We start from the raw sequence: 21,919 nt of genomic DNA, 5'->3' as shown, positions 1-21,919 counted from the left end.
CTTGTTTATAAAGTTTAACACATTTTGCGTGATCACTTGATTGCATTGCTTCACGGATTAATTTATCAAATGGTACATAACAGAATTTAGTATAGTTAGAACCTTGTTCTTTAGATGTACAACATTAGTAATGTACCAAAGGAGTTATCAGGATCACTATTATCACCACTCCAACCCATCATACCAGTAGAGTCTTTACTTTTACGCATATGTTGTAAGTATTTATTCCATCATAACTTACAATTTTTGTATCAACACTGACCTTTTTCCAATCAGATTGAATCATTTTCGTTATACGATGAGCATTTAAGTTGTATGGGGAGGGGAACTAGCATAGCCCAAAGTTCATTGCTAACTCCTTTTTCAAAGCTATCTTTTTCATGCACGACAAGATTAGGATCTTTTTTCATTTTTGCAATATCAGCTGGATTTGGATAAGGCATTACTTGGCATTCACCTTTCTTCAAGTTTGCATGATAGGCAGAGATATCAGGAGTAATAGCAAATACTAAACGAGCAATTTTGGTTTGGTCTTCCCAATCATCATCAAATGCTTTATGCGAATTAAAGAATCTTTTTGGTAAGAAAATGGGCTTGAATGGATCTGTGCCAATAGGATTAGTATCAACTTTTTCAATGATATGTAGTGGTGCACTACAAGTTGAGAGTTGAAATAGGAGTTTTTTTATATAGAGAAATGCAGCATTTTTTATCAAATTTGTATTTATGTTTTTAAAATGTTAAATTATTTTTTTGAAAGAAATCACAAGTTTAACAAATTAATATTTATTATTTTTGGTAATCTTTTACACTTATCTCCACTTCTTTCCGATAACTATCCATGAGTAATATCTAAAATGCAATATCAATATGCGAATAACTTAAGTCAAAAATCTGAATTACGCCGTTTAATTAGTGAAAATTATGCCTGTTCTGAAAAAGAAGCTGTGGCAAAATTAGTCGCAACACTTCATTTTTCACCAGAACAAGAAATGTCAATTAGTCAGGTAGCACAACAGCTTATTACGAAAATACGAACAAAGAAGCAGAATCATTATGGTGTTGATGCATTAATGCATGAATTTTCTTTAGGATGTGAGGAAGGGATTGCATTGATGTGTTTGGCGGAAGCATTGTTGCGTATTCCTGATGCAGAAACACGTTACGCTTTAATTAATGACAAACTGAAATTAGGTAATTGGCGTTCACATATAAAACGTTCCAGTTCTTTATTTACTAATGCAGCCAGTTATGGTCTGTTATTAGGGAGGAAAATTAGTGCCGCATTGAGTGAGGAAGTATTATCCTCAGCATTAATGAAGAGCTTTGCTAAATTGTCTGCACCAATGATGAAGTTAGCAATTGAAAAAGCAATGGGGATTCTTGGCGATCAATTTGTCACAGGCGAAACTATGGAGAAAGCCTTAAAGAATATTGTTGAGCGTGAAAAAATAGGTTATTGCTTTTCGTTTGATATGCTTGGCGAAGCTGCGATGACAATGCAAGACGCTGATAAATATTTGCAAGATTATGTTGAAGCAATTCATGCAGTAGGACATCAATCGGCAGGAGGCTCTTTATATGATTCTAACGGTGTCTCAGTAAAATTATCCGCAATTCACCCACGATATTCTCGTTCTCAACAACACCGTGTAATGGAGGAATTATATCCTCGTTTAAAACAGCTATTTGTATTAGCTAAACAATATAATATTGGCTTAAATATTGATGCGGAAGAAGCATCACGTTTAGAAATTTCATTAGATCTATTAGAAAGATTATTACAAGATCCAGATTTAATGGAGTTTGATGGAATTGGATTTGTTGTTCAAGCCTATTCAAAACGTTGTCCATATGTATTGGATTACATCATTGAAATGAATCGCCGTTATCAACGCAAAATGATGGTGCGTTTAGTAAAAGGTGCATATTGGGATAGTGAAATTAAATGGGCTCAAACAGAAGGTGTAGAGGGATTTCCACTCTATACTCGAAAAGTACATACCGATATTTCCTATTTAAGCTGTGCACAAAAATTATTAGCCGCACAGGATGTAATCTATCCTCAATTTGCAACACATAATGTTCAAACGCTCGCAACTATTGCTGAATTAGGAAAAGGAAAAGAGTTTGAGTTTCAATGTTTGCATGGTATGGGAGAAACACTTTACGATAATGTTGTTGGTGCTCATCAATTTAACCGCCGAGTTAGGGTTTATGCTCCAGTTGGAACACATCAAACATTACTTGCTTATCTAGTACGCCGATTATTAGAAAATGGTGCAAATTCATCTTTTGTACATCAATTAGTTGATCCAAATATTTCAATTGAGCAATTAATTGAGGCTCCATGGAAGAAATTTACTCGTTTTCAAGGAGAACCAAATAAAGCGATTAAATTACCTCGCAATTTATTTGCAACTCGCCAAAATTCAGTTGGTTTTAACTTGAATGATGAAACAGCTCTATTGCGTTTAGAGATAGCGTTGAATCAAGCTAGCTATTCAGATATAGCTTCTTTATGTACAGTGAATGTAATGACAGAGAAACAATCTCAAGTTATTAATCCAGCACAGTTAGATCAACGATTAGCTAAAGTAGATTTTATGGCAGTGGAATCAGTAGCAGAGGTATTTCAGGCTGCGAAAAATAGTGATTGGCGACAAAAGTCAGTTACAGAACGTGCTATCATTCTTGAAAAAGCAGCAGATTTGTATGAAGAAAATTTTGGCTTATTAATTAAATTAGCGATTGAAGAAGCTGGAAAAACACTGCCGAATGCAATTGGTGAACTTAGAGAAGCAGTTGATTTTTTACGCTATTACGCAGAACAGATCCGTTTATTAGAAGATAAAAAGGCATTAGCTGAACCATTGGGAGTTGTTCTTTGTATTTCACCATGGAATTTCCCATTAGCTATTTTTACTGGTCAAGTTGTGGCTGCATTAGCAGCAGGGAATAGTGTGGTAGCCAAACCAGCAGAACAAACATCATTAATTGCATATTATGCTGTGCATCTCTTACATCAAGCTGGAGTGCCTCAAAATGCCTTGCAATTAACGTTAGGGGCTGGAGAACTCGGTGCGACATTAGTCGCACAACCATTCAATGCGGTAATGTTTACTGGTTCGACCGAAGTAGCACAGTTAATAAATAAACAATTAATTTCTCGGGAAGATCAACCTGTCTTGATTGCTGAAACTGGTGGAATGAATGTAATGGTGGTGGATTCATCTGCTTTATTGGAACAAGTGATTACCGATGTATTAAGTTCAGCTTTTGATTCTGCTGGACAACGTTGTTCTGCTTTACGTATTTTGTTGGTTCAAGAAGACATTGCCGATCGTTTGTATGAAATGTTAACAGAAGCGATGCAAGAGTTAGTATTAGGTAATCCAGCGTATTTGAATACTGATATTGGACCAGTGATTGATGCAGAAGCGAAACAAAAATTACTTGATTATCAAGAATCTGTCCGTAAAATCTCTCGTCGTTATTTAGAATTAACTACACCAACAAGTGGACATTTTGTTGCACCGTCTATTTATGAAGTAGGTTCACTTGATCAAATTACTCATGAAGTATTTGGACCAATTCTCCATTTTGTTCGTTATAAAGTGCAATCATTACCACGTTTATTATCTGAAGTAAATGCGAAAGGATATGCATTAACAGGCGGATGTCATAGCCGAATTCAACGTACTGTGAAGTTTGTCGAAGAAAACTTACAGTGTGGTAATTTCTATATTAATCGTAATATTGTAGGTGCTGTAGTAGGAGTACAACCGTTTGGTGGTCATGGTTTATCAGGAACAGGTCCAAAAGCGGGAGGTGAACTTTATGTGCAACGTTTAACGAAAACTAACCAATATTATTCTTCGTTGGCAGAAAGACCAAAAGTCTTGCCAAGTATCACTGGTGAATTAAATAGTATTGATTATAGAACAACAAGTATTTTATTACTTGGTAATGATATTACGCAATTACTTGCTGCCTATCGGAACTTACAACAATCAGGGTTTAAGGTTGTTGTGGAAAGTGATAACCCATTATTAGAACAGGATTTACCTGATGTAGAACGTCGTATTGAAGGACAATACTATCAGAAAGCAGTATTTGTGTCCCCAGTGAGTCTGGCAAAACGGCAATCTTTAGCAAAAAAGAATCCAGCCATTTTATGTTTATATGATTGGACAAAAACACAAGATTTAACCTTGTTATATCATGAATTTTCGCGTAGTGAAAATATTGCAGCCGCAGGTGGTAATGCAACACTTATGGCTATTGAAGAACAATAACTTCTAACACAGGAAGAACATATGCAAAACTATCAAATTTATACGGCTTTTGCCTTATATCTTGTTGTCATTTTAGGTATAGGTGTTTATGCCTATTATTCTACGAAAAATTTTAACGACTATATTTTAGGTGGTCGTAAAATGGGTAGCTTTGTTACTGCAATGTCTGCAGGTGCATCAGATATGTCTGGTTGGCTTTTATTGGGTTTACCAGGTGCTATTTTCGTTACTGGATTATCTGAAGCCTGGATTGCAGTAGGCTTAACCGTAGGAGCTTATTTCAACTATAAAATTGTAGCTGGGCGTTTGCGTGTTTTCACGGAACAATATGGTAACGCATTGACATTACCAGAGTTTTTTGCAGTACGTTTCCCTCGCCGTGCAAAATCATTGAAAATTATCTCTTCTTCAGTCATTTTGTTCTTTTTTACAATTTATTGTGCTTCTGGTGTTGTTGCAGGGGCAAAACTTTTCCAAAGTTTATTAGGAATTGATTATGGAACAGCACTAATTTTTGGTGCAATTGCAACAATTACTTATACCTTTATCGGTGGGTATTTAGCAATTTCATGGAGTGATACTATTCAAGCCTCTTTGATGATTTTTGCGTTATTACTAGCACCTGTTATTGTGCTATTGAATATTAGTTGGGGTGAAATTTCTGCAGCATTAGCGGTGAAAGCGGAACAAACTGGTATTCCATATTCAAATTGGCTGTATAACGTTTCAGGAATTGGTGTTATTTCGGCACTTTCTTGGGGCTTAGGTTATTTTGGTCAACCACATATTCTCGCTCGTTTTATGGCGGCAAATTCAGTAAAAGCCTTAGAAAAAGCTAGAGTGATCGGTATTACTTGGATGATTCTCTGTCTTGGTGGTGCTTGTGCGGTTGGATATTTCGGTTTGGCTTATTTTGAAGTCAAAGGCGTAATGCTAGATTCTGCGGAATCCGTTTTTATTGAAGTATCTAAAGCGATTTTTAATCCGTGGGTAGTTGGTATTGTTTTATCTGCTATTTTAGCTGCCATTATGAGTACTTTATCTGCACAGTTTTTGATGTGTTCTGCAGCAATTACAGAGGATTTTTATCATGGATTCTTACGTAAAAATGCTTCAAGTAAAGAGCTTGTTTGGGTTGGTCGAGCAATGGTATTAGTTATTGCTACCATTGCAATGTTAATTGCTCAAGATCCAAATTCTAAAGTAATGGGATTAGTTTCTTATGCATGGGCTGGCTTTGGTGCATCATTTGGACCATTAGTGATCTTGTCATTGTTTAACCGTAACATCACTTCAAATGCTGCATTATGGGGAATGCTAGCGGGTGCGGTAACTGTAGTTGCTTGGAAACCACTAATGCAAACATTAAATTGGAATGATATTGCTAATTTATATGAGATTATTCCTGGTTTCTTAGCTTGTTCAGCCGTAACTGTTGCTTCATCAATTTTTGCACCAGTAGCACCAGATGTTGCTGAAAAATTTGATTCAGTAGTGGAAATATTTAATGCACAAAAAAATGCCTAATTAGGTAAATATAGGGTATGACAGTAATTGAGCATATCCTATATTGTATTAACAAAATTCATTACGTTTTAGTGGTTTAAAGAAGTATCAAACTTAATAAAATTTAAAAATGCTTGACGAAATATCGGAAAGTGAATATATTGCAATTTCCTGATTAGGGGATTATTGGTGAGATGTCCGAGAGGCTGAAGGAGCACGCCTGGAAAGTGTGTATGTGCGAAAGTGCATCGAGGGTTCGAATCCCTCTCTCACCGCCAGAAGAAAGATTTTTTCAAGCGTTTTTGTTTATATTGTTCACTAGCTTAAATAAGCAATTTCTAAATCCATTCTGTTTATTTTGTTCTTTTTGCGTGGTTTTGTTTTTGGTGGAATGCTCTCTAGTCTTGAAATTAGATTAGTATGTGAGTTAGTTTTCACATTTCTTTTTTATGATTTTGTAACTATACATCCATAGTGATAAATTACACGGATTTTAAACACTTTATAAAATAAAATTACATTCTTCAGGTTATCGCCTAGTTTATGACGTAAACGAAAATGAACTAACAGTGATTGTGCTTTCAGTTGGAAAAAGAGAAAATTTAGACATATATAAAAAAGCATTATCACGCAAAACAATATGATCTGCACCTTTTTAATGAGGGATAGTTAGTCCAACTTTTAGGGTACAGATCAAGATTTGGTTTATTCTATCCTATTCTTCATCGTCCTCTTTCGCCCATTCTAATGCACGTTTAACCGCTTTTTTCCAACCTTTGTAACGACGTTGTTGTTTAGCTTCATCGTGATCTGGCGTAAAGGTTCTTTCGATAGAGGCTTTATTTCTAAGCTCTTCAAGATTTTGCCAAAAGCCTGTTGCTAAACCAGCGAGATACGCAGCACCTAAAGCGGTAACTTCTTTTACGGTTGGACGTTCTACTTGGGTATTAAGAATATCGGCTTGGAACTGCATTAAGAAGTTATTAGCTGTTGCACCACCATCAACACGTAGTGTTTGTAATTTTTCACCAGAGTCTGATTGCATTGCTTCTAATACATCACGAGTTTGGTAAGCGATAGATTCAAGTGTGGCTCGAACAATATGATTACGATTTGCGCCACGAGAAAGTCCAACAATTACTCCGCGTGCATACGGATCCCAATAAGGTGCACCTAAGCCAGTAAAGGCAGGAACCACATAAACACCGTTACAATCAGGAACTTTTTGTGCAAAGTATTCGGTATCTGAACTATCATGAACAATTTTTAATTCATCACGTAACCATTGGATAGACGCACCAGCAACGAAAACAGAACCTTCTAATGCATAAGCAGGCTCACCTTTCGCATTACAACAGATAGTTGTTAATAGACCATTTTTAGAAGTAATCGCTTTATCACCAGTGTTCATTAGCATAAAACAACCTGTACCATAAGTATTTTTAGCTTGTCCTGAATTAACACAAAGATGACCATATAATGCAGCTTGTTGGTCGCCAGCGATACCTGCGATTGGAATACGAATACCACCTTTACCACCGATATTGGTTTGACCGTAGATTTCAGAAGAGTTTTTCACTTCTGGTAACATAGAACGAGGAACGCCTAAAATTTCCAACATTTTTTCATCCCATTGTTTGGTATGAATATTAAACATCATGGTACGAGAAGCGTTGGTATAATCGGTAACATGAACACGACCTTGAGTTAATTTCCAAATGAGCCAAGTATCCACAGTTCCGAAGAGAAGTTCACCTCTTTCAGCTTGTTCTCTTGCACCTTCAACATTATCTAAAATCCATCTTACTTTAGTACCAGAGAAGTAGGGGTCAACGACTAAACCAGTGGTATTACGAATATAGTCAGTATATCCAGCTGCTTTTAATTTATCGCAGAAATCAGCAGTACGGCGACATTGCCACACAATAGCGTTATAGACAGGTTTTCCTGTATTTTTGTCCCAGACGATAGTAGTTTCACGTTGGTTAGTGATACCGATGGCAGCAATTTGATCGGAACTAATACCTGTTTTAGCGACCACTTCATTTAAGGTAGAACTTTGTGTTGCCCAAATTTCCATTGGATCATGTTCTACCCAACCAGCTTTTGGATAAATTTGCGTAAATTCACGTTGGGCAATACCAACAATATTAGCATCATGATCGAGTAGTACTGCACGAGAACTAGTTGTACCTTGATCTAATGCGATGATGTATTTTTTATCTGTCATAATAGTTACCTTTTATACGAAGAATTAGTTATCAATTTTACAGCTGTTACAAGGAAGGTGGTTACTAATAAAATGGCGATAACCCCAAGCACCGAATAGGCCACCAATGATTGGTGAGATAATTGGAATTAAAGCATAAGGAATTGCAGTACCGCCTGTCATAGCAATTTCACCCCAACCAAAAAGTGTAGCGAAGAGTTTTGGACCAAAGTCACGAGCTGGATTCATAGCAAAACCAGTTAGAGGGCCCATGGCTGCACCGAGTACAGCAATTAAAATACCAATAAGTAATGGAGCTAATGGACCACGAGGCACACCATTACCATCATCAGTCAATGCTAAGATTAATGCGACTAATGTTGCGGTTAGTGTAATTTCAACTAGTGCTGCAGTGAATAAATCGATATGTGAATTAGGATAGGTAGAGAAAATACCTGCAGTGAATAGACTATCAACTGAACCACGAACGATATGTTGACTTGCTTCATAGTCAATAATTACACCACGATAGAGAAAATAGACGACTGCCGCACCGAAAAAACCACCTGCAACTTGTGCAATGATAAAAGGAATTACTTTTTTACCATCAAAACAAGCAAATTTCCAAAGTGCGATCGTAACTGCAGGATTAAGATGTGCACCAGATACGCCAGCAGTCAGATAGACTGCTAAGGCGACCCCTAATCCCCAAACAATACTGATTTCCCAAAGACCAAATTGTGCACCTGCAACACGTGCTGCAGCAACACAACCACAACCGAAAAATATTAACAATGCAGTACCGAGAAATTCAGCGATACATTGTCCTTTAAGTGAACGATCAAGTGCCATAAAGACTCCTTTGATAAGTAAAAAAGTAGAGTAGTTAATGTTCATAATCGAACATTTGAGGTGTATTTAAGGACTAAATCGAATGTTTGTAAAGTGTGTTTTTTCGTAAATGAGAGGTTTGTCAAAAAAATATTGTAAGTTTTATTAAAAAATGAGCGATAATTCACAAAAAAAAGTAGGGTTAAAATTTAATTTTTTCGTTAAAAATAAAAAACTCTCTCGTTTTTGCTCAAAAATAGAAAGTAACGAGAGAGTTATTTGACTTAACCACCAGCTAATTTGACTTTAAAGCCTTTGCTTTCTAACAGCTGTTTAATGAGTTCTCGATTTTCACCTTGAATTTCTATCGTACCATTCTTGGCTGAACCTCCACATCCACAACGTTTTTTAAGTTCAGAAGCAAGTTGCGTTAGTGCAGCAGGCTCTAGATCTAAGCCAGTAATTACACATACTCCTTTCCCTTTTCGTCCAGATGTTTGGCGTTGAATACGTACAATACCATCCCCTTTTGGATGTTGTGGCGTAGTTTTTTCAGGTTTGATCCGACCAAGTTCGGTTGAATAAACAAGCTGACTTTCTGACATATACTACCCTTGAATAGAAGCATTAATTTGTTTTAATACTGCAATCGGATCTGCTGCTTGAGTAATTGGACGACCAATAACTAAATAATCAGAACCAGCTTCAATGGCCTCTTTAGGGGTCATTACACGACGTTGGTCGCCTAGTTGACTGCCTTCTGGACGGATACCAGGTGTAATTAATTTGAAGTCGGTGCCACAACGTTGACGAAGAATTTCCACTTCTTGAGGCGAACAAACCACACCATCTAATCCTGCACGTTGGCTTAAACGGGCTAAACGAATAACATGTTCTTCAGGAGAAGTATTCACACCAATTTGTAATAAATCTGCTTCTTCCATACTGGTTAAAACGGTAATAGCAATTAGAATTGGTGCATCTTTACCATAGGGTTCAAGAATTTTTTTAGCAGCTTCCATCATTCTTAAACCACCACTGGCATGCATATCAACCATCCAAACGCCTAGATCCGCAGCAGAACGAACTGCACGAGCGACAGTATTTGGAATATCATGAAATTTAAGGTCAAGAAAAACATCAAAATGACGTTTTTGTAACTCTTTAACAAATTCAGTACCTAAAGTGGTAAACATTTCTTTGCCCACTTTTAGGCGACATAAACTAGGATCTAGTTGATCAACAAGCTGCATCGCTTCTTTTCTAGTTTCGTAATCTAAAGCAACAATGACTTTATTTTCCATGATTTTCCTCATTATGTTTAAGGTTAAGTTTAGTTATCAATTGGGGTAATGGTTTCCCAATGGCGACAAGATGGACATTGCCAAATTAGTTTATGACTTTGAAATCCACAATGATGACAGCGGTATTTAAAGCCCTGTTTTAAGCGTTCATCAACAATATTGTAAAGCAGTTTTAAGCTCTCTTTACCACTTCCTTCTTCAACTTCATCAATTTGATATTGAATAAAACGATGGAAAATTCGCATAGTAGGTTGTTTTTCAAGTTGATGATAAAGATGCTCTTTAGCAATTGCTGTACCTGATTTTTGTTCAATATAATGGGTCAGTGTTAAGACAACTGCACTACTTGCTTTTTGCTGTTGTAAGCGAACTAAAAAAAGTTCAAATTCATGTAGCTGCGTTGGTAGATGTTGATAATACTCAACTAAAGCGGGTAGAGCCTCACTGACATAAGCGGTATTTTGTTCAGCGATATGTTCTAATGTTTTAATAGCTTGTTCATAATCATTTTGTAGTGCATATTCTTCGGCAAGAATCATTGAAGCACGCACACAATTTGGTGACACAATTAAAGCTTTGGTTAAATAAGAAATAATTTGTTGACGGTTTTTTTGTTCTTGTTCTTGTTGTAAAGCAAATTCGCAATAGTAATGTGACAAAGCAATATTATTTTCAGATTGCGTTAATTTACGATAACGTTCACCAACTTCAATCGCTTTATGCCATTCTTTCATTCGTTGGTAGATATTTGCTAATTCGTGTAACGCATTTTCTGCATAATCTGGTTCCTCGCTAAGTTCTTGATAGAGTTTTTCAGCACGATCTAAAAAACCAATAAACATAAAGTCTTTAGCAAGTTGTTGTTTGGTGAGTAGCTTTTGTTCATACGTATAATTAGGATTATTATCGATGTTTTGATGAATGCGTAAAGCCCGATCAACTTCACCACGAGAACGGAAGAGATTACCTAAGGTTAATTCAGCTTCAAATTGTGAGCTATTATCGATAGCATTTTCAGATTCTTGCTTCTCTAGCATCTTCAAGAAAAGATCAACTGCTTTTTCTTGTTGATTTGAAAGTAAAAAATTTACCCCGGTCATATAATCACGGGATAATTTATTACTAATTTCCTCTTGATCTTTTTTTGCACTGCGATGCCCCATGTACCAACCATAAGCAGCAGCAATAGGCAAAAGGAGAAAGAGAAGTTCTAGCATTATGCGTTTTTATCTCTTGCAGTCATTAGCTCATTAATTTGTTGTAATTGTTTTTTAATTTGGCGATTTAACGCAATATTCTTCATTTTTAATTTAAGGTAGAAAAAGCCTGTTACTAACCAACCAAGTAAAAAACCGAAACCAAAGAGAATTGCAACGAGAGAGGAGAGTTGAATATTACTTTTTGCAATAATGTAATTTACTGCAATAACTTGGTCATTATTTGCACCGACTGTAATGCCTACAATAATTAAAGCAATAACAACGACGAGCGTTAGAATATATTTTAATTTCACGTTGCCTCCTGGGGATGAACATACTTGAAGATGGTTCATTATGCCAAAAATAGCTCAACTATAATAGAGGAATTCTGAATTTAAACGTGATTAAGAAAAGAAATAAAGATAAAGCTGTTAATTTGGAATGAATTAACAGCCTTCTAGAAAAAATAGATCATAATAAATTAATTATCGACACGTTCACGCAATTCTTTACCAGCTTTAAAGTGCGGAACTGATTTTGCTTCAAGGCTAACTTGAGAGCCAGTTTTTGGATTACGACCAGTACGAGGTTGGCGATAACGTAAAGCAAAACTACCAAAACGGCGAATTTCAATACGATCCCCATCTTCTAAGGTAGCAGAGAGATGTTCTAGAATTTCTTTAACTGAACATTCAATTTGTTTAATCGGCATAGTCGGGTGACGATTAACTAACTTTTCAATTAATTCTGACTTTGTCATGTTAGTCTCCTTCTGTCTAATCGCAGAAAATCCGATATGCTAGGCATATCGGATTTATTTCAAATCAATGAATGATCAGAGATTATTCACCTTTTGCTGCTTTGAATGCTTCAGCCATTGCGTTAGGAATAACAACATCTTCTTGTTTGTTATTTACGCTTGCTAAAGCTGCTGCTTCTTCAGCTTCGTCTTTCGCACGAACTGATAAGTGAACAATACGTGCTTTACGATCAACGCCAGTGTATTTAGCTTCAACTACATCACCAACATTAACGTCGCCGTTAAGATCTGCTGTGCGGATATAACCTTCAACACCATTGTCTAATTCAACTTTTACGCCTTTAGAATCAACATCAGCAACTTTCGCACTTACAACACTACCTTTTTTGTTTACAGCAACGAAATTGTTGAATGGATCTTCTTCAAGTTGTTTGATACCTAAAGAAATACGTTCTTTAGCTGCGTCAACTTGTAATACGATAGCTTCAACTTCGTCACCTTTCTTGTAGTTACGAACAGCTTCTTCACCTGGAACATTCCAAGAGATATCTGATAAGTGAACTAAACCGTCAATACCACCTTCTAAACCGATGAAAATACCGAAGTCAGTGATTGATTTGATCTTACCTGATACTTTGTCACCTTTGTTGTGAGTATCAGCGAATTGTTGCCATGGATTTGGTTTACATTGTTTTAAACCTAAAGAAATACGACGACGTTCTTCATCGATTTCTAATACCATTACTTCAACTTCATCACCTACGCTAACGACTTTAGATGGGTGAATGTTTTTGTTTGTCCAATCCATTTCTGAAACGTGAACAAGACCTTCGATACCATCTAAAATTTCAACGAAGCAACCATAATCAGTTAAGTTAGTTACTTTACCAGTTAATTTGCTATTTACTGGGTGATTTTCTGCGATTGCAGCCCAAGGGTCTTGACCTAATTGTTTTAAGCCTAAAGAAACACGGGTACGATCACGATCGAATTTTAATACTTTAACAGTAACTTCATCACCAACATTTACGATTTCGCCTGGGTGTTTAACACGTTTCCAAGCCATATCAGTGATGTGTAATAAACCATCAACGCCACCTAAATCAACGAATGCACCGTAGTCAGTTAAGTTCTTAACGATACCTTTAACTTCAGCACCTTCTTGTAAGGTTTCTAATAATTGATCACGTTCTTGGCTATTTTCTGATTCGATAACAGCACGACGAGAAACAACAACATTGTTACGTTTTTGGTCTAATTTGATAACTTTAAATTCTAATTCTTTACCTTCTAAGTGAAGAGTATCGCGTACTGGGCGAGTATCCACTAATGAACCAGGTAAGAATGCACGAACACCATTCAACTCAACAGTAAAACCACCTTTTACTTTACCATTGATTAAACCAACAACAGTTTCTTGATCTTCGTATGCTTTTTCTAAGGCAATCCAAGATTCGTGACGAACAGCTTTTTCACGAGAAAGTTTAGTTTCACCGAAACCATCTTCAACAGCGTCTAACGCAACTTGAACTTGATCACCAACTTGAACAGTGATTTCACCTTGTGCATTTTGGAATTCTTCAGCAGGGATAGCTGCTTCTGATTTCAAACCAGCATCAACGAAAACAAAACCTTTGTTGATAGCAACAACGGTACCAGTAACAATTGAACCTTGACGAGTTTCAAGTTCTTTTAGTGATTCTTCAAAAAGTTGAGCAAAAGATTCTGACATATAAATTAATCTTCAATAAGTTAATAACGACCGTCTAACATCCTATTAAACGGGGCTGATAATAATTGTTTATTCATCCTTGAATAAACACACAAAAACGATTTATCCCAAATGAGGGAGTCGCTGACGAATATGTTGTAATGCCAACGAAAAGACTTCTTTGATAGAAAGGGAAGATGAGTCTAATAGAATCGCATCATCCGCTGGAACAAGCGGCGCTACTGCACGATTTCTATCACGATAATCTCGTTCCTGAATTTCGGATAAAATCTGGGCAAAATTACCATTAATTCCTTTTTCCTGCAACTGTTTTAAACGTCTTTTTGCACGTTCTTCTGCAGTGGCATCGAGAAAAAACTTAATATCTGCTTGAGGAAAGACAATCGTTCCCATATCCCGCCCATCAGCGATTAAACCTGGTGCAATGGCGAAATCACGTTGTTTCTGTAATAGAGCTGCACGAACTTGCGGAAATACTGCAATTTTTGACGCATACTCAGCAACTTGTTGTGTACGAATCGTATCACTTACATCCTGTTGATCTAATAGTGTGCGTACGCCATTTTCATCTGGAACAAAGTGAATTTGAATAGTTTGTGCAAGTTTGGTTAAAGCTTCTTCATTATTAAAATCAAGTTGGTGTTGCCATGCAGCTAACCCAAGAATGCGATAGATAGCACCAGAATCCAGTAAGTGGAAACCGAAATGTTTAGTAAGTGCTTGGCAGAGTGTTCCTTTCCCTACACCACTTGGCCCATCAATAGTAATAATGGTTGCTGTCATTGTAATTACCTATCTAACTAAGAAAAAAGATGCCGCACAAAATATGTGCGGCGAGATGAATAAATTATACTGATTCTTCTAATATCGAGCAAAATTATTTATGTGCAGATACTTGAGAATCAAAGTGGCTGCTTGGAGTAAGGTATTCCTCACGATTTGGATCCACTAATTTCGATTTCTTGATCATTTTCTCAATAGTTACACCTTGTACTAGGATAGAGAACACTACAACCGCATAAGTCATAATCAAGATAATATCTTTCACATCTGTTCCGTTTACAAAAACGGTTTTCGCTGGTAAGGAAAGTGCCATTGCTAAGGCAAGCCCACCGCGTAAACCACCCCATGTCATAATTTTTAAGGTATATGGGTTATAAGTACGGAAGAATTTTAAAATTGAATATGGAATCCAGAGGCTAAGATAACGTGCTGCTAAGCAAACAGGAATTGCTAACAGCATCATTAAGAAACCTTTAAAGGTGAAATCAATTAATAATAACGCGAAACCAATAAGGAAGAATAAGAGTGAATTTAAGAAATGGTCAATCATCTCCCAGAAATGGTCAAGGTAACGTTGGCTTTGTTCAGAGAAGCCACGATGGCGAGTCCAGTTCCCCACCATAATACCTGCAACTACCATTGCTAATGCACCAGAAACACCTAACATATTCGCTAACATAAAGCCTGCTGTTGGGATGGTTAACGTTAATAAGATTTCCAAGCTACCATCATCGGTTGAGGAAATTAAAAGGTGAGCAATAAGACCAAGCACAAAACCGAATAAGATACCACCAATCGCTTCATGTAAGAAAAGATGTAATACTTCGCTCGCTGTCATTTGTTCGGTACTAAATGCAACAGTAAAAATAGTAACGAAAATAACTAAACCAACACCATCATTAAATAATGATTCACCTTCAACTTGCATAGAAAGGCGTTTTGGCGCACGTAAATTTTTAATAATCGCTAGTACAGCAATTGGGTCGGTTGGCGAAATTAACGCACCAAATAATAAACAGTAAATGAAATTAATTGGGAGGTTAATTAAATTTGCTACAAGATAAATAAGCGCACCGACAATAAAGGTTGAGGCAAGCGTTGAAAAGAGGGCGAAAATAGTAATTTCCCATTTTTGATCGCGTAGTACAGGAATTTTAATTCCCAAAGCACCAGCAAATAATAGAAAACCTAAAATCCCGTCAAGAAGGAAACTTTTGAAATCGATTTTCTGCATCACTTCAATCGCAATTGAATCGATTTGGAACCAGCCGAGATAACCTAATAGTAGTAATAATAATGAACCTACCATGGCTGCTGCAGTAATAGCGATAGTTGATTGAATCTTATCGCTAATTTTACTGGTGACAAAACCGAGAATAATTGAGATGGCAGATAAAAAACAGATATAAGTATAAATGCTCATAATAAGCCTTTTTGGATTAAAGTCATTAACGCGCGCTATTAAAGCAATTCATTGCTAATAAGTAAAGTGGTAGTATGTAGGTATATTTTAAAAATTTTTGATAATTTATGAAAAATTTGCTGAAAAAGCGTTTCTTGTTTTTACTGGTATTATTGGGGCTAAGTGGATTTTTAATTGATTCAGTGACAATCTATCCCTCGCCATATACAACTTTAATTTCTGCTTCTTCTGTAGTCCATCACACCCCTGTTATACAGACAGAGCAGACAGATCGTACCTGTTATCATCCAACATTAAAGGCATCAACGATTGAACAAAAGCAATTACGAGTAGTAGTCTGGAATTTACACAAAGGATTGGATCGTGGTTGGCAACAAGCATTACAACATTATAGCCAGTCGGCTGATATCCTATTATTACAAGAAGTCACCAGTGAACAAAAATTGCCTCAATTATTACCAACGTTACCAGAACAACTTTTTGCTAGTCCTTTTGCTTATCGTAATGTGATGTCTGGCGTTGCCCAAATCAGTAAATTTGTACCTCAATATTATTGTAGTGCCTCGGTTGTAGAACCTTGGATTCGTTTTCCGAAGGCTAGTATGAGTGCAAATTATTCACGCAATAATGCACAAGCTTTGTTAGTAATTAATGCCCATTTAATCAATTTTGAATGGATTCCTACTGCTTATCAACAGCAGTTACAACAAATTACTGATCAAATAAAACAACACACAGGGCCAGTGCTTCTCGCAGGAGATTTTAATGCTTGGAATCAAGAAAGAACGGTGTTATTGCGGCAGTTAATGAAACAGCTAGGTTTACAAGAAGTACAATTCACGCCTGATGATAGAATTCGATTTAATCGATATCCTTTAGATTATGTATTTGTAAGAGGAATAAATGTGATCCAAGCAAAAACTGTGCAGACAACTGCTTCGGATCACAATCCATTATTTATTGAACTGGCTTTTTAGTGATTAAAGCATAAAGTATTCAAAGACTTCAGGTAGGTGCTCGATAATCGTTTCTTTTCCAGCAATATTTTCCCCTTTCCAGGATTCAAGCAAGATTTCAGGGGTAAATTGTTGCTTAGCTTCATCTGCAAGTGGTTGATAACTAAGATGCCAAAATTCAACTCCCATTTTTTTATATTTAGGAAAATTAACAAATGGTAGGGTAAAACCAAAATTTTCCATATTTTCAAGTAAAAATTCGACTAAAGGAGCAAAATAACCACCAGTTTGATATTCTTGTGGTTCCAGTAACAGTGGTTGTCCAACAGGAAGTAAGTTTGGTGCAAATACATCAATTTCTGTTCCCCAATGATGACGACTGGACCCAGGTAAAGTTGACCAACGTAAAATAGCTTCACATTTTTGCCAATCTGGAAAGAGTGAAACATTAATTATATTTCCTCGATCATCGTGTACTTTTCGTAACCCATTAAATTTATGATTCCAAATCCATTGTTGACGTCCAAAATCACGAAAACTGCTTGCGGGTTGCAAATTAATCCCAGCTTGTTTGGCAGCTTGTTGTAACCCTAAAAAGGCAGTTACTGCTTCTTTTTGTAAAAAGTGTGCAGTTGAATAAGTTGAGGGTATGGGGGATAAATGTTGACGAGATTTTCCTGTCAAACACTCAGTAGATAACATAAATTATTCTCCTAATAAAAGCTGGAGCATTTTAACATGAACTGTAGTTAATGTAATGAGATCTTTACAGCTGACACATTCATTAACACGATGGATTGTTTTATTTAAAGGTCCAAGCTCGACAACCTCAGCTCCCATTAATGCAATGAAGCGTCCATCAGATGTACCTCCACTTGTTTCTAATGTAGGAGTAATGTGAGCAATTTGTTGTAGCGATTGCACAACCGCGTCAACTAATTTCCCTTTTGGTGTTAAAAAAGGTTGTCCAGATAACCACCATTCAATTCGATATTTAAGGTGATGGTGTTGTAATAGCTGTTCTACTCGTTGTTTGATTTTGTCATCAGTGGTTTCAGTATTAAAACGCAGATTGAATTGCAGATAGAGTTCGCCAGGAATAACATTATTTGATCCAGTGCCAGCGTGAATATTGGCAATTTGCAAACTTGTTGGTGGGAAAAATTCATTACCCTGATCCCATTCAATATTTACCAAATCATTGATAAACGCAGAAGCTTTATGAATTGGATTTTCTGCAAGATGTGGATAAGCGACATGACCTTGAATGCCTTGAATATACAAATTACCTGTAATTGAACCGCGACGACCATTTTTTACAATATCGCCTAATGTTGCTGTACTAGAGGGTTCACCGACTAAACAATAATCGACTTTCTCACCGCGAGCCATTAAGGTTTCAACAACTTTTACTGTACCATCTTTTGCAGCTGCTTCTTCATCAGAAGTAATTAAGAATGCAATTCGTCCTTGATGGTGAGGATATTGTTGGACATATTGTTCAGCAGCAATAATCATTGCAGCTAAAGATCCTTTCATATCGGCAGCACCACGACCATATAACAGATCGTCAACGATTTCCGCAGAAAATGGCGAATACTGCCATTGCGTTTCATCGCCTGTTGGAACAACATCAGTATGTCCTGCAAAGACAATAGTCGGTGATGAATCACCATGCGTTGCCCAAAGATTTAAAGTTTCGCCAAATGGCATCCATTCAATATTAAACCCAATTTTTGCTAAGCGGTCTGCAATTAATTGTTGACAACCTTCATCCTTTGGACTGAGAGAGGGACGACGAATTAATTCTTGTGCTAAGGTAATAACCGATTGTTTCATTTTGTGACTCCAAAGGTGGTAGCATATTGTTTTTCATTAAATCCAATCAGTTGGATATGTTCACCTAGTACAATAGGACGTTTAATTAAGGTAGGTTGTTGCAAAAGCAAAGTAACAACATTATCTGAATTTAAATTATTTTTTGTTTGTTCATCTAAATTACGCCAAGTAGTGCTGCGTTTGTTGACCACATTTTCCCAACCAAAATAATTGATAATTTGTTGTAAAAAATGTTGATCAACGCCTTGTTGGCGATAATCGTGTAGTACTGATTCAAGTTGATGCTGTTGCAGCCACGATAAGGTTTTTTTCACCGTATCACAATTTTTAATTCCATAAACAGTTAGCATAACTATCCTATAAATAAAGGTGTTGATTATTTGAAAACGCTCTATACTAACAAAGAAACTTCATACAAGGAAACAGACTCGCTAAATTTAATAGGAGAAATAAATGACACAACATATCGATAAATTAGCTTGGATTTTATTGGATCAGCATCGAGTATTAATGACACGATCTTATGGTAAAGATCAATATTATTTGCCAGGAGGTAAACGTGAAGTTGGCGAAAGTGATGAGCAAGCATTAGTACGTGAGATTAAAGAAGAATTAAACGTTGATTTGATACCTGAAACATTATCTTTAGTGGATGTTTTTCAAGCACAAGCTCACGGTAAAGCAGAAGGCGTGATGGTGGTAATGCGTTGTTATCAAGGAGATTACCAAGGGCAATTACAAGCAAGTGCAGAAATCGAAGAAATTCGTTGGTTAACTACTGCCGATAAAGCAATTTGTTCCCAAGCGGCTTGTTTGGTATTGGATTATTTGGCAGAGAAAGGATTAGTGGATTAAGTAAAAGTCGGATACTATGATCCGACTTTTAAGATTAACTAACAAACTGATACACAATTTGATGGTGATAAGGTTTATTCGCTTTTTGCATCCCACCATATTGATACCACTCAGGATGATTTGGTGCATCTGGTAGTGCTTCAGGTTCTAGGGCAATCGCTTGATAATTTTGATAAGTACCAAAATGACTTGGATTGCCTGCTAAGAAATTACCCGTATAGACCTGTACTGCTGCTTGATTAGTAGAAAGCAATAATGAGAGGTCACCCGTGGCGGAAGTTAATTTCGCTGCTGTTTTTAATTCCCCCAATGCCCCTTGTAATAAGAAAGCATGATCATAACCACCAACAGCTTGTTGATCTTGATCGGATAGAAAATCTTTGGCTATCGTTTTAGTTTGACGAAAATCGAACCCAGTTTGTGCTACAGCTGTTAAAGGGCGATTTGGAATACCTTCTTGATCAACTGGTAAATAGTGATCGGCAAATAGCTGTAATTGATGTTGGCGTACATCAGAATTTGTACCATCAAGATTGAAATAAGCATGATTAGTCAGATTTAATGCGGTATCTTGGTCGGAAACAGCGGTTAAATCTAATATTAATCGATTATCTTCTGCTAAATGATAGCGAGCTTGTACGGAAACATTTCCAGCAAAACCTTGATCGCCATCGACAGAAAATAGGGAAAAAATCACCGTATTTTCAGTAACGTGACTAACTTGCCAACGGCGTTGATCAAACCCGTTCCCACCATGTAGGGTATGACGATTTTGTTGATTTCTGACAAGCTGTTGAGTTTTGCCATTCAGGCGGAATTTGCCACGATTAATTCGATTGGCGAAACGCCCGATAGTTGCACCTAAGTAGGCTTGATTTTCCGCTAATTTTTCTAAAGGACAACTGCATAATGTTTCGCGTAACTGGCCATTAACGGGAACTTTTATGGATAATAACGTTGCGCCCCAATCAGTTAATTTGATTTGCATACCATTAAGATTACGTAGAGTAACCAGTTGATAAAATTGTTTATCGGGAGCTTTAATTTGACTTTGTACTAACATAAATGCACTCCTTGTGAAGCGGTACAAACATAAAAGTCCTCTTTTAATCCTGTTCGTATTTCATAGTTATCGGCAATAATTTTACGCACAGCATCAACACGATCATAAGGGGCAATCGCAACAATACAACCGCCAAAACCACCACCTGTCATACGTGCACCACCAGTATCGCCAATAGCAACTTGTGCGAGCTCTACAAGGTAGTCGATTTCAGGTACGGTGATTTCAAAATCATCTCGCATGGAGTCATGCGATTGTGCCATTAATTCACCTAAACGCTTAATATCATTATGTTGTAAGGCTTCAACAGCTTCTAATACCCGTTGATTTTCAGTCACAATATGTTTGGCTCGTTGGTAGGCTAATGGATTAGTTTGTTTAAGTTCGAAACCTTTGGCGTTAAATTGTTCGACGGAAACATCTCTTAATGCTTTTACACCAAAGAATTCGGCTGCTTGTTCACATTGTTGACGGCGAATGTTGTATTCACCATCGACTAAGTCATGTTTAACATGTGAGTTGATAATCATAATAGCCAGATTATCTGGGATTGGCGTTGGGACGGTTTCTAAACTACGGCAATCGATCATTAAGGCGTGATGTTCTTGACCTAATGCAGAAATTAATTGATCCATATTACCACATTGACAACCAACAAAAATATTTTCGGATTTTTGTCCAATTAAGGCTAATTCTGTATTGGTAAGCGGTAAATTACCTAATTGTTGGCAGAATTTCCCTGTTGCAACCTCTAAGGCAGCGGAAGAACTTAATCCTGAAGAATGAGGTACATTGCCACTAATCACTAAATTTGCCCCTTGTTTAAATTCAGGACAAGTTTGCTGGATAAAATGAACCACACCACGGATATAGTTACACCATTTACGTTCGACAGGTTTAATCTCTTCTAGTAATGAAAATTGATCGGTTTCATTAAGATCTGCAGCAAAAATATGGAATTGATGATCATCACGGGTACTACCACAGATTGATGTACCATAATTAATGGCACAAGGCATCACAAAGCCATCATTATAGTCAGTATGTTCTCCAATTAAATTCACTCGACCTGGGGCATAAACTTGTAAGGTTGGTTGAGTGGCAAAATGTTCAATAAAAACCTGTTTAGCTTGTTGAATTGGGTGCATAAATTCCTCACTC

General features: G+C 36.8%; 20 protein-coding genes and 1 tRNA gene. 5 read left to right on the top strand and 16 right to left on the bottom strand.

The genetic code is table 11. The features are described from left to right. Positions 1-272 precede the first annotated feature (272 nt). Positions 273-716 carry an ABC transporter substrate-binding protein gene (locus ACFFHT_RS02950; RefSeq protein ID WP_382373337.1) on the bottom strand — a complete coding sequence of 148 codons (444 nt, stop codon included), beginning with the start codon at positions 714-716 and terminating at the stop codon, positions 273-275. Positions 717-857: 141 nt separating this feature from the next. Here ACFFHT_RS02950 and putA point away from each other — a divergent pair, with 141 nt between their 5' ends. The 3 genes from putA to ACFFHT_RS02935 all read left to right on the top strand — a co-directional run bounded on the left by putA (position 858) and on the right by ACFFHT_RS02935 (position 6,082). Further along, a complete protein-coding gene (gene putA / locus ACFFHT_RS02945; protein ID WP_382373335.1) occupies positions 858-4,298 on the top strand; it encodes a bifunctional proline dehydrogenase/L-glutamate gamma-semialdehyde dehydrogenase PutA in 3,441 nt (1,146 codons plus the stop codon). Between the two features lie 21 nt (positions 4,299-4,319). Next, positions 4,320-5,825, top strand: coding sequence for a sodium/proline symporter PutP (putP, locus tag ACFFHT_RS02940; RefSeq protein WP_382373333.1), 1,506 nt, complete (start codon positions 4,320-4,322; stop codon positions 5,823-5,825). Positions 5,826-5,992: 167 nt separating this feature from the next. Next, positions 5,993-6,082, top strand: a tRNA-Ser gene (locus tag ACFFHT_RS02935). A 437-nt stretch (positions 6,083-6,519) separates the two neighbouring features. Here ACFFHT_RS02935 and glpK read toward each other — a convergent pair. From glpK to ACFFHT_RS02885, 10 genes are all read right to left on the bottom strand, one after another. Next, positions 6,520-8,034: a glycerol kinase GlpK gene (gene glpK / locus ACFFHT_RS02930; RefSeq protein WP_382373331.1), complete on the bottom strand. Its 1,515-nt coding sequence runs from the start codon at positions 8,032-8,034 to the stop codon at positions 6,520-6,522. 24 nt (positions 8,035-8,058) lie between these two features. Further along, positions 8,059-8,865 carry an MIP/aquaporin family protein gene (locus ACFFHT_RS02925; RefSeq protein WP_382373329.1) on the bottom strand — a complete coding sequence of 269 codons (807 nt, stop codon included), beginning with the start codon at positions 8,863-8,865 and terminating at the stop codon, positions 8,059-8,061. A 263-nt stretch (positions 8,866-9,128) separates the two neighbouring features. After that, entirely contained in the window at positions 9,129-9,449 is a 321-nt protein-coding gene (gene yciH, locus ACFFHT_RS02920; RefSeq protein WP_382373327.1) for a stress response translation initiation inhibitor YciH, read from the bottom strand. A 3-nt stretch (positions 9,450-9,452) separates the two neighbouring features. After that, entirely contained in the window at positions 9,453-10,148 is a 696-nt protein-coding gene (gene pyrF / locus ACFFHT_RS02915; RefSeq protein ID WP_382373325.1) for an orotidine-5'-phosphate decarboxylase, read from the bottom strand. A 29-nt stretch (positions 10,149-10,177) separates the two neighbouring features. Next, positions 10,178-11,365, bottom strand: coding sequence for a lipopolysaccharide assembly protein LapB (lapB, locus tag ACFFHT_RS02910; protein ID WP_382373323.1), 1,188 nt, complete (start codon positions 11,363-11,365; stop codon positions 10,178-10,180). After that, on the bottom strand, positions 11,365-11,700 hold the full coding sequence (locus tag ACFFHT_RS02905) for a LapA family protein (protein ID WP_382373321.1): 336 nt from the start codon (positions 11,698-11,700) through the stop codon (positions 11,365-11,367). The genes lapB and ACFFHT_RS02905 overlap by 1 nt, the downstream gene beginning before the upstream one ends. Before the next feature lie 128 nt (positions 11,701-11,828). After that, positions 11,829-12,107, bottom strand: coding sequence for an integration host factor subunit beta (locus tag ACFFHT_RS02900; protein ID WP_382373319.1), 279 nt, complete (start codon positions 12,105-12,107; stop codon positions 11,829-11,831). An 82-nt stretch (positions 12,108-12,189) separates the two neighbouring features. Next, positions 12,190-13,839, bottom strand: coding sequence for a 30S ribosomal protein S1 (rpsA, locus tag ACFFHT_RS02895; protein WP_382373317.1), 1,650 nt, complete (start codon positions 13,837-13,839; stop codon positions 12,190-12,192). A 102-nt stretch (positions 13,840-13,941) separates the two neighbouring features. Beyond that, entirely contained in the window at positions 13,942-14,622 is a 681-nt protein-coding gene (gene cmk / locus ACFFHT_RS02890; protein ID WP_382373315.1) for a (d)CMP kinase, read from the bottom strand. Positions 14,623-14,716: 94 nt separating this feature from the next. Then, positions 14,717-16,045, bottom strand: coding sequence for a cation:proton antiporter (locus tag ACFFHT_RS02885; RefSeq protein ID WP_382373313.1), 1,329 nt, complete (start codon positions 16,043-16,045; stop codon positions 14,717-14,719). A 107-nt stretch (positions 16,046-16,152) separates the two neighbouring features. Here ACFFHT_RS02885 and ACFFHT_RS02880 point away from each other — a divergent pair, with 107 nt between their 5' ends. Next, the gene (locus ACFFHT_RS02880) at positions 16,153-17,022 is read left to right on the top strand and encodes an endonuclease/exonuclease/phosphatase family protein (protein ID WP_382373311.1); all 870 of its coding nucleotides are present in this window, start codon (positions 16,153-16,155) and stop codon (positions 17,020-17,022) included. Positions 17,023-17,025: 3 nt separating this feature from the next. On the opposite strand, the gene ACFFHT_RS02875 is transcribed toward ACFFHT_RS02880, so the two are convergent. The 3 genes from ACFFHT_RS02875 to ACFFHT_RS02865 are packed head-to-tail and all read right to left on the bottom strand — an operon-like array spanning position 17,026 to position 19,190. Next, positions 17,026-17,703, bottom strand: a complete 678-nt coding sequence (locus ACFFHT_RS02875) for a M15 family metallopeptidase (protein ID WP_382373309.1) — start codon at positions 17,701-17,703, stop codon at positions 17,026-17,028. A gap of 3 nt (positions 17,704-17,706) precedes the next feature. Beyond that, positions 17,707-18,840 carry a succinyl-diaminopimelate desuccinylase gene (dapE, locus tag ACFFHT_RS02870; protein ID WP_382373307.1) on the bottom strand — a complete coding sequence of 378 codons (1,134 nt, stop codon included), beginning with the start codon at positions 18,838-18,840 and terminating at the stop codon, positions 17,707-17,709. Continuing rightward, positions 18,837-19,190: an ArsC family reductase gene (locus ACFFHT_RS02865; protein WP_382373305.1), complete on the bottom strand. Its 354-nt coding sequence runs from the start codon at positions 19,188-19,190 to the stop codon at positions 18,837-18,839. Before ACFFHT_RS02865 ends, dapE begins: the two co-directional genes overlap by 4 nt. A gap of 103 nt (positions 19,191-19,293) precedes the next feature. On the opposite strand from ACFFHT_RS02865, the gene ACFFHT_RS02860 reads away from it, so the two are divergent. Continuing rightward, entirely contained in the window at positions 19,294-19,695 is a 402-nt protein-coding gene (locus ACFFHT_RS02860) for an NUDIX hydrolase (RefSeq protein WP_382373303.1), read from the top strand. Positions 19,696-19,729: 34 nt separating this feature from the next. Here the strand turns inward: ACFFHT_RS02860 and ACFFHT_RS02855 are convergent, their stop codons facing one another. Then, positions 19,730-20,758, bottom strand: coding sequence for a galactose-1-epimerase (locus ACFFHT_RS02855; protein WP_382373301.1), 1,029 nt, complete (start codon positions 20,756-20,758; stop codon positions 19,730-19,732). After that, positions 20,752-21,906, bottom strand: coding sequence for a galactokinase (gene galK / locus ACFFHT_RS02850; protein ID WP_382373299.1), 1,155 nt, complete (start codon positions 21,904-21,906; stop codon positions 20,752-20,754). Before galK ends, ACFFHT_RS02855 begins: the two co-directional genes overlap by 7 nt. Positions 21,907-21,919: the final 13 nt, after the last annotated feature.

This window comes from Gallibacterium melopsittaci (assembly GCF_042433085.1).
Classification (GTDB): Bacteria; Pseudomonadota; Gammaproteobacteria; order Enterobacterales; family Pasteurellaceae; genus Gallibacterium; species Gallibacterium melopsittaci.
The sequence above is the reverse complement of the archived record's forward strand: the minus strand, read 5'-3'. Positions and strand labels throughout refer to the sequence as shown.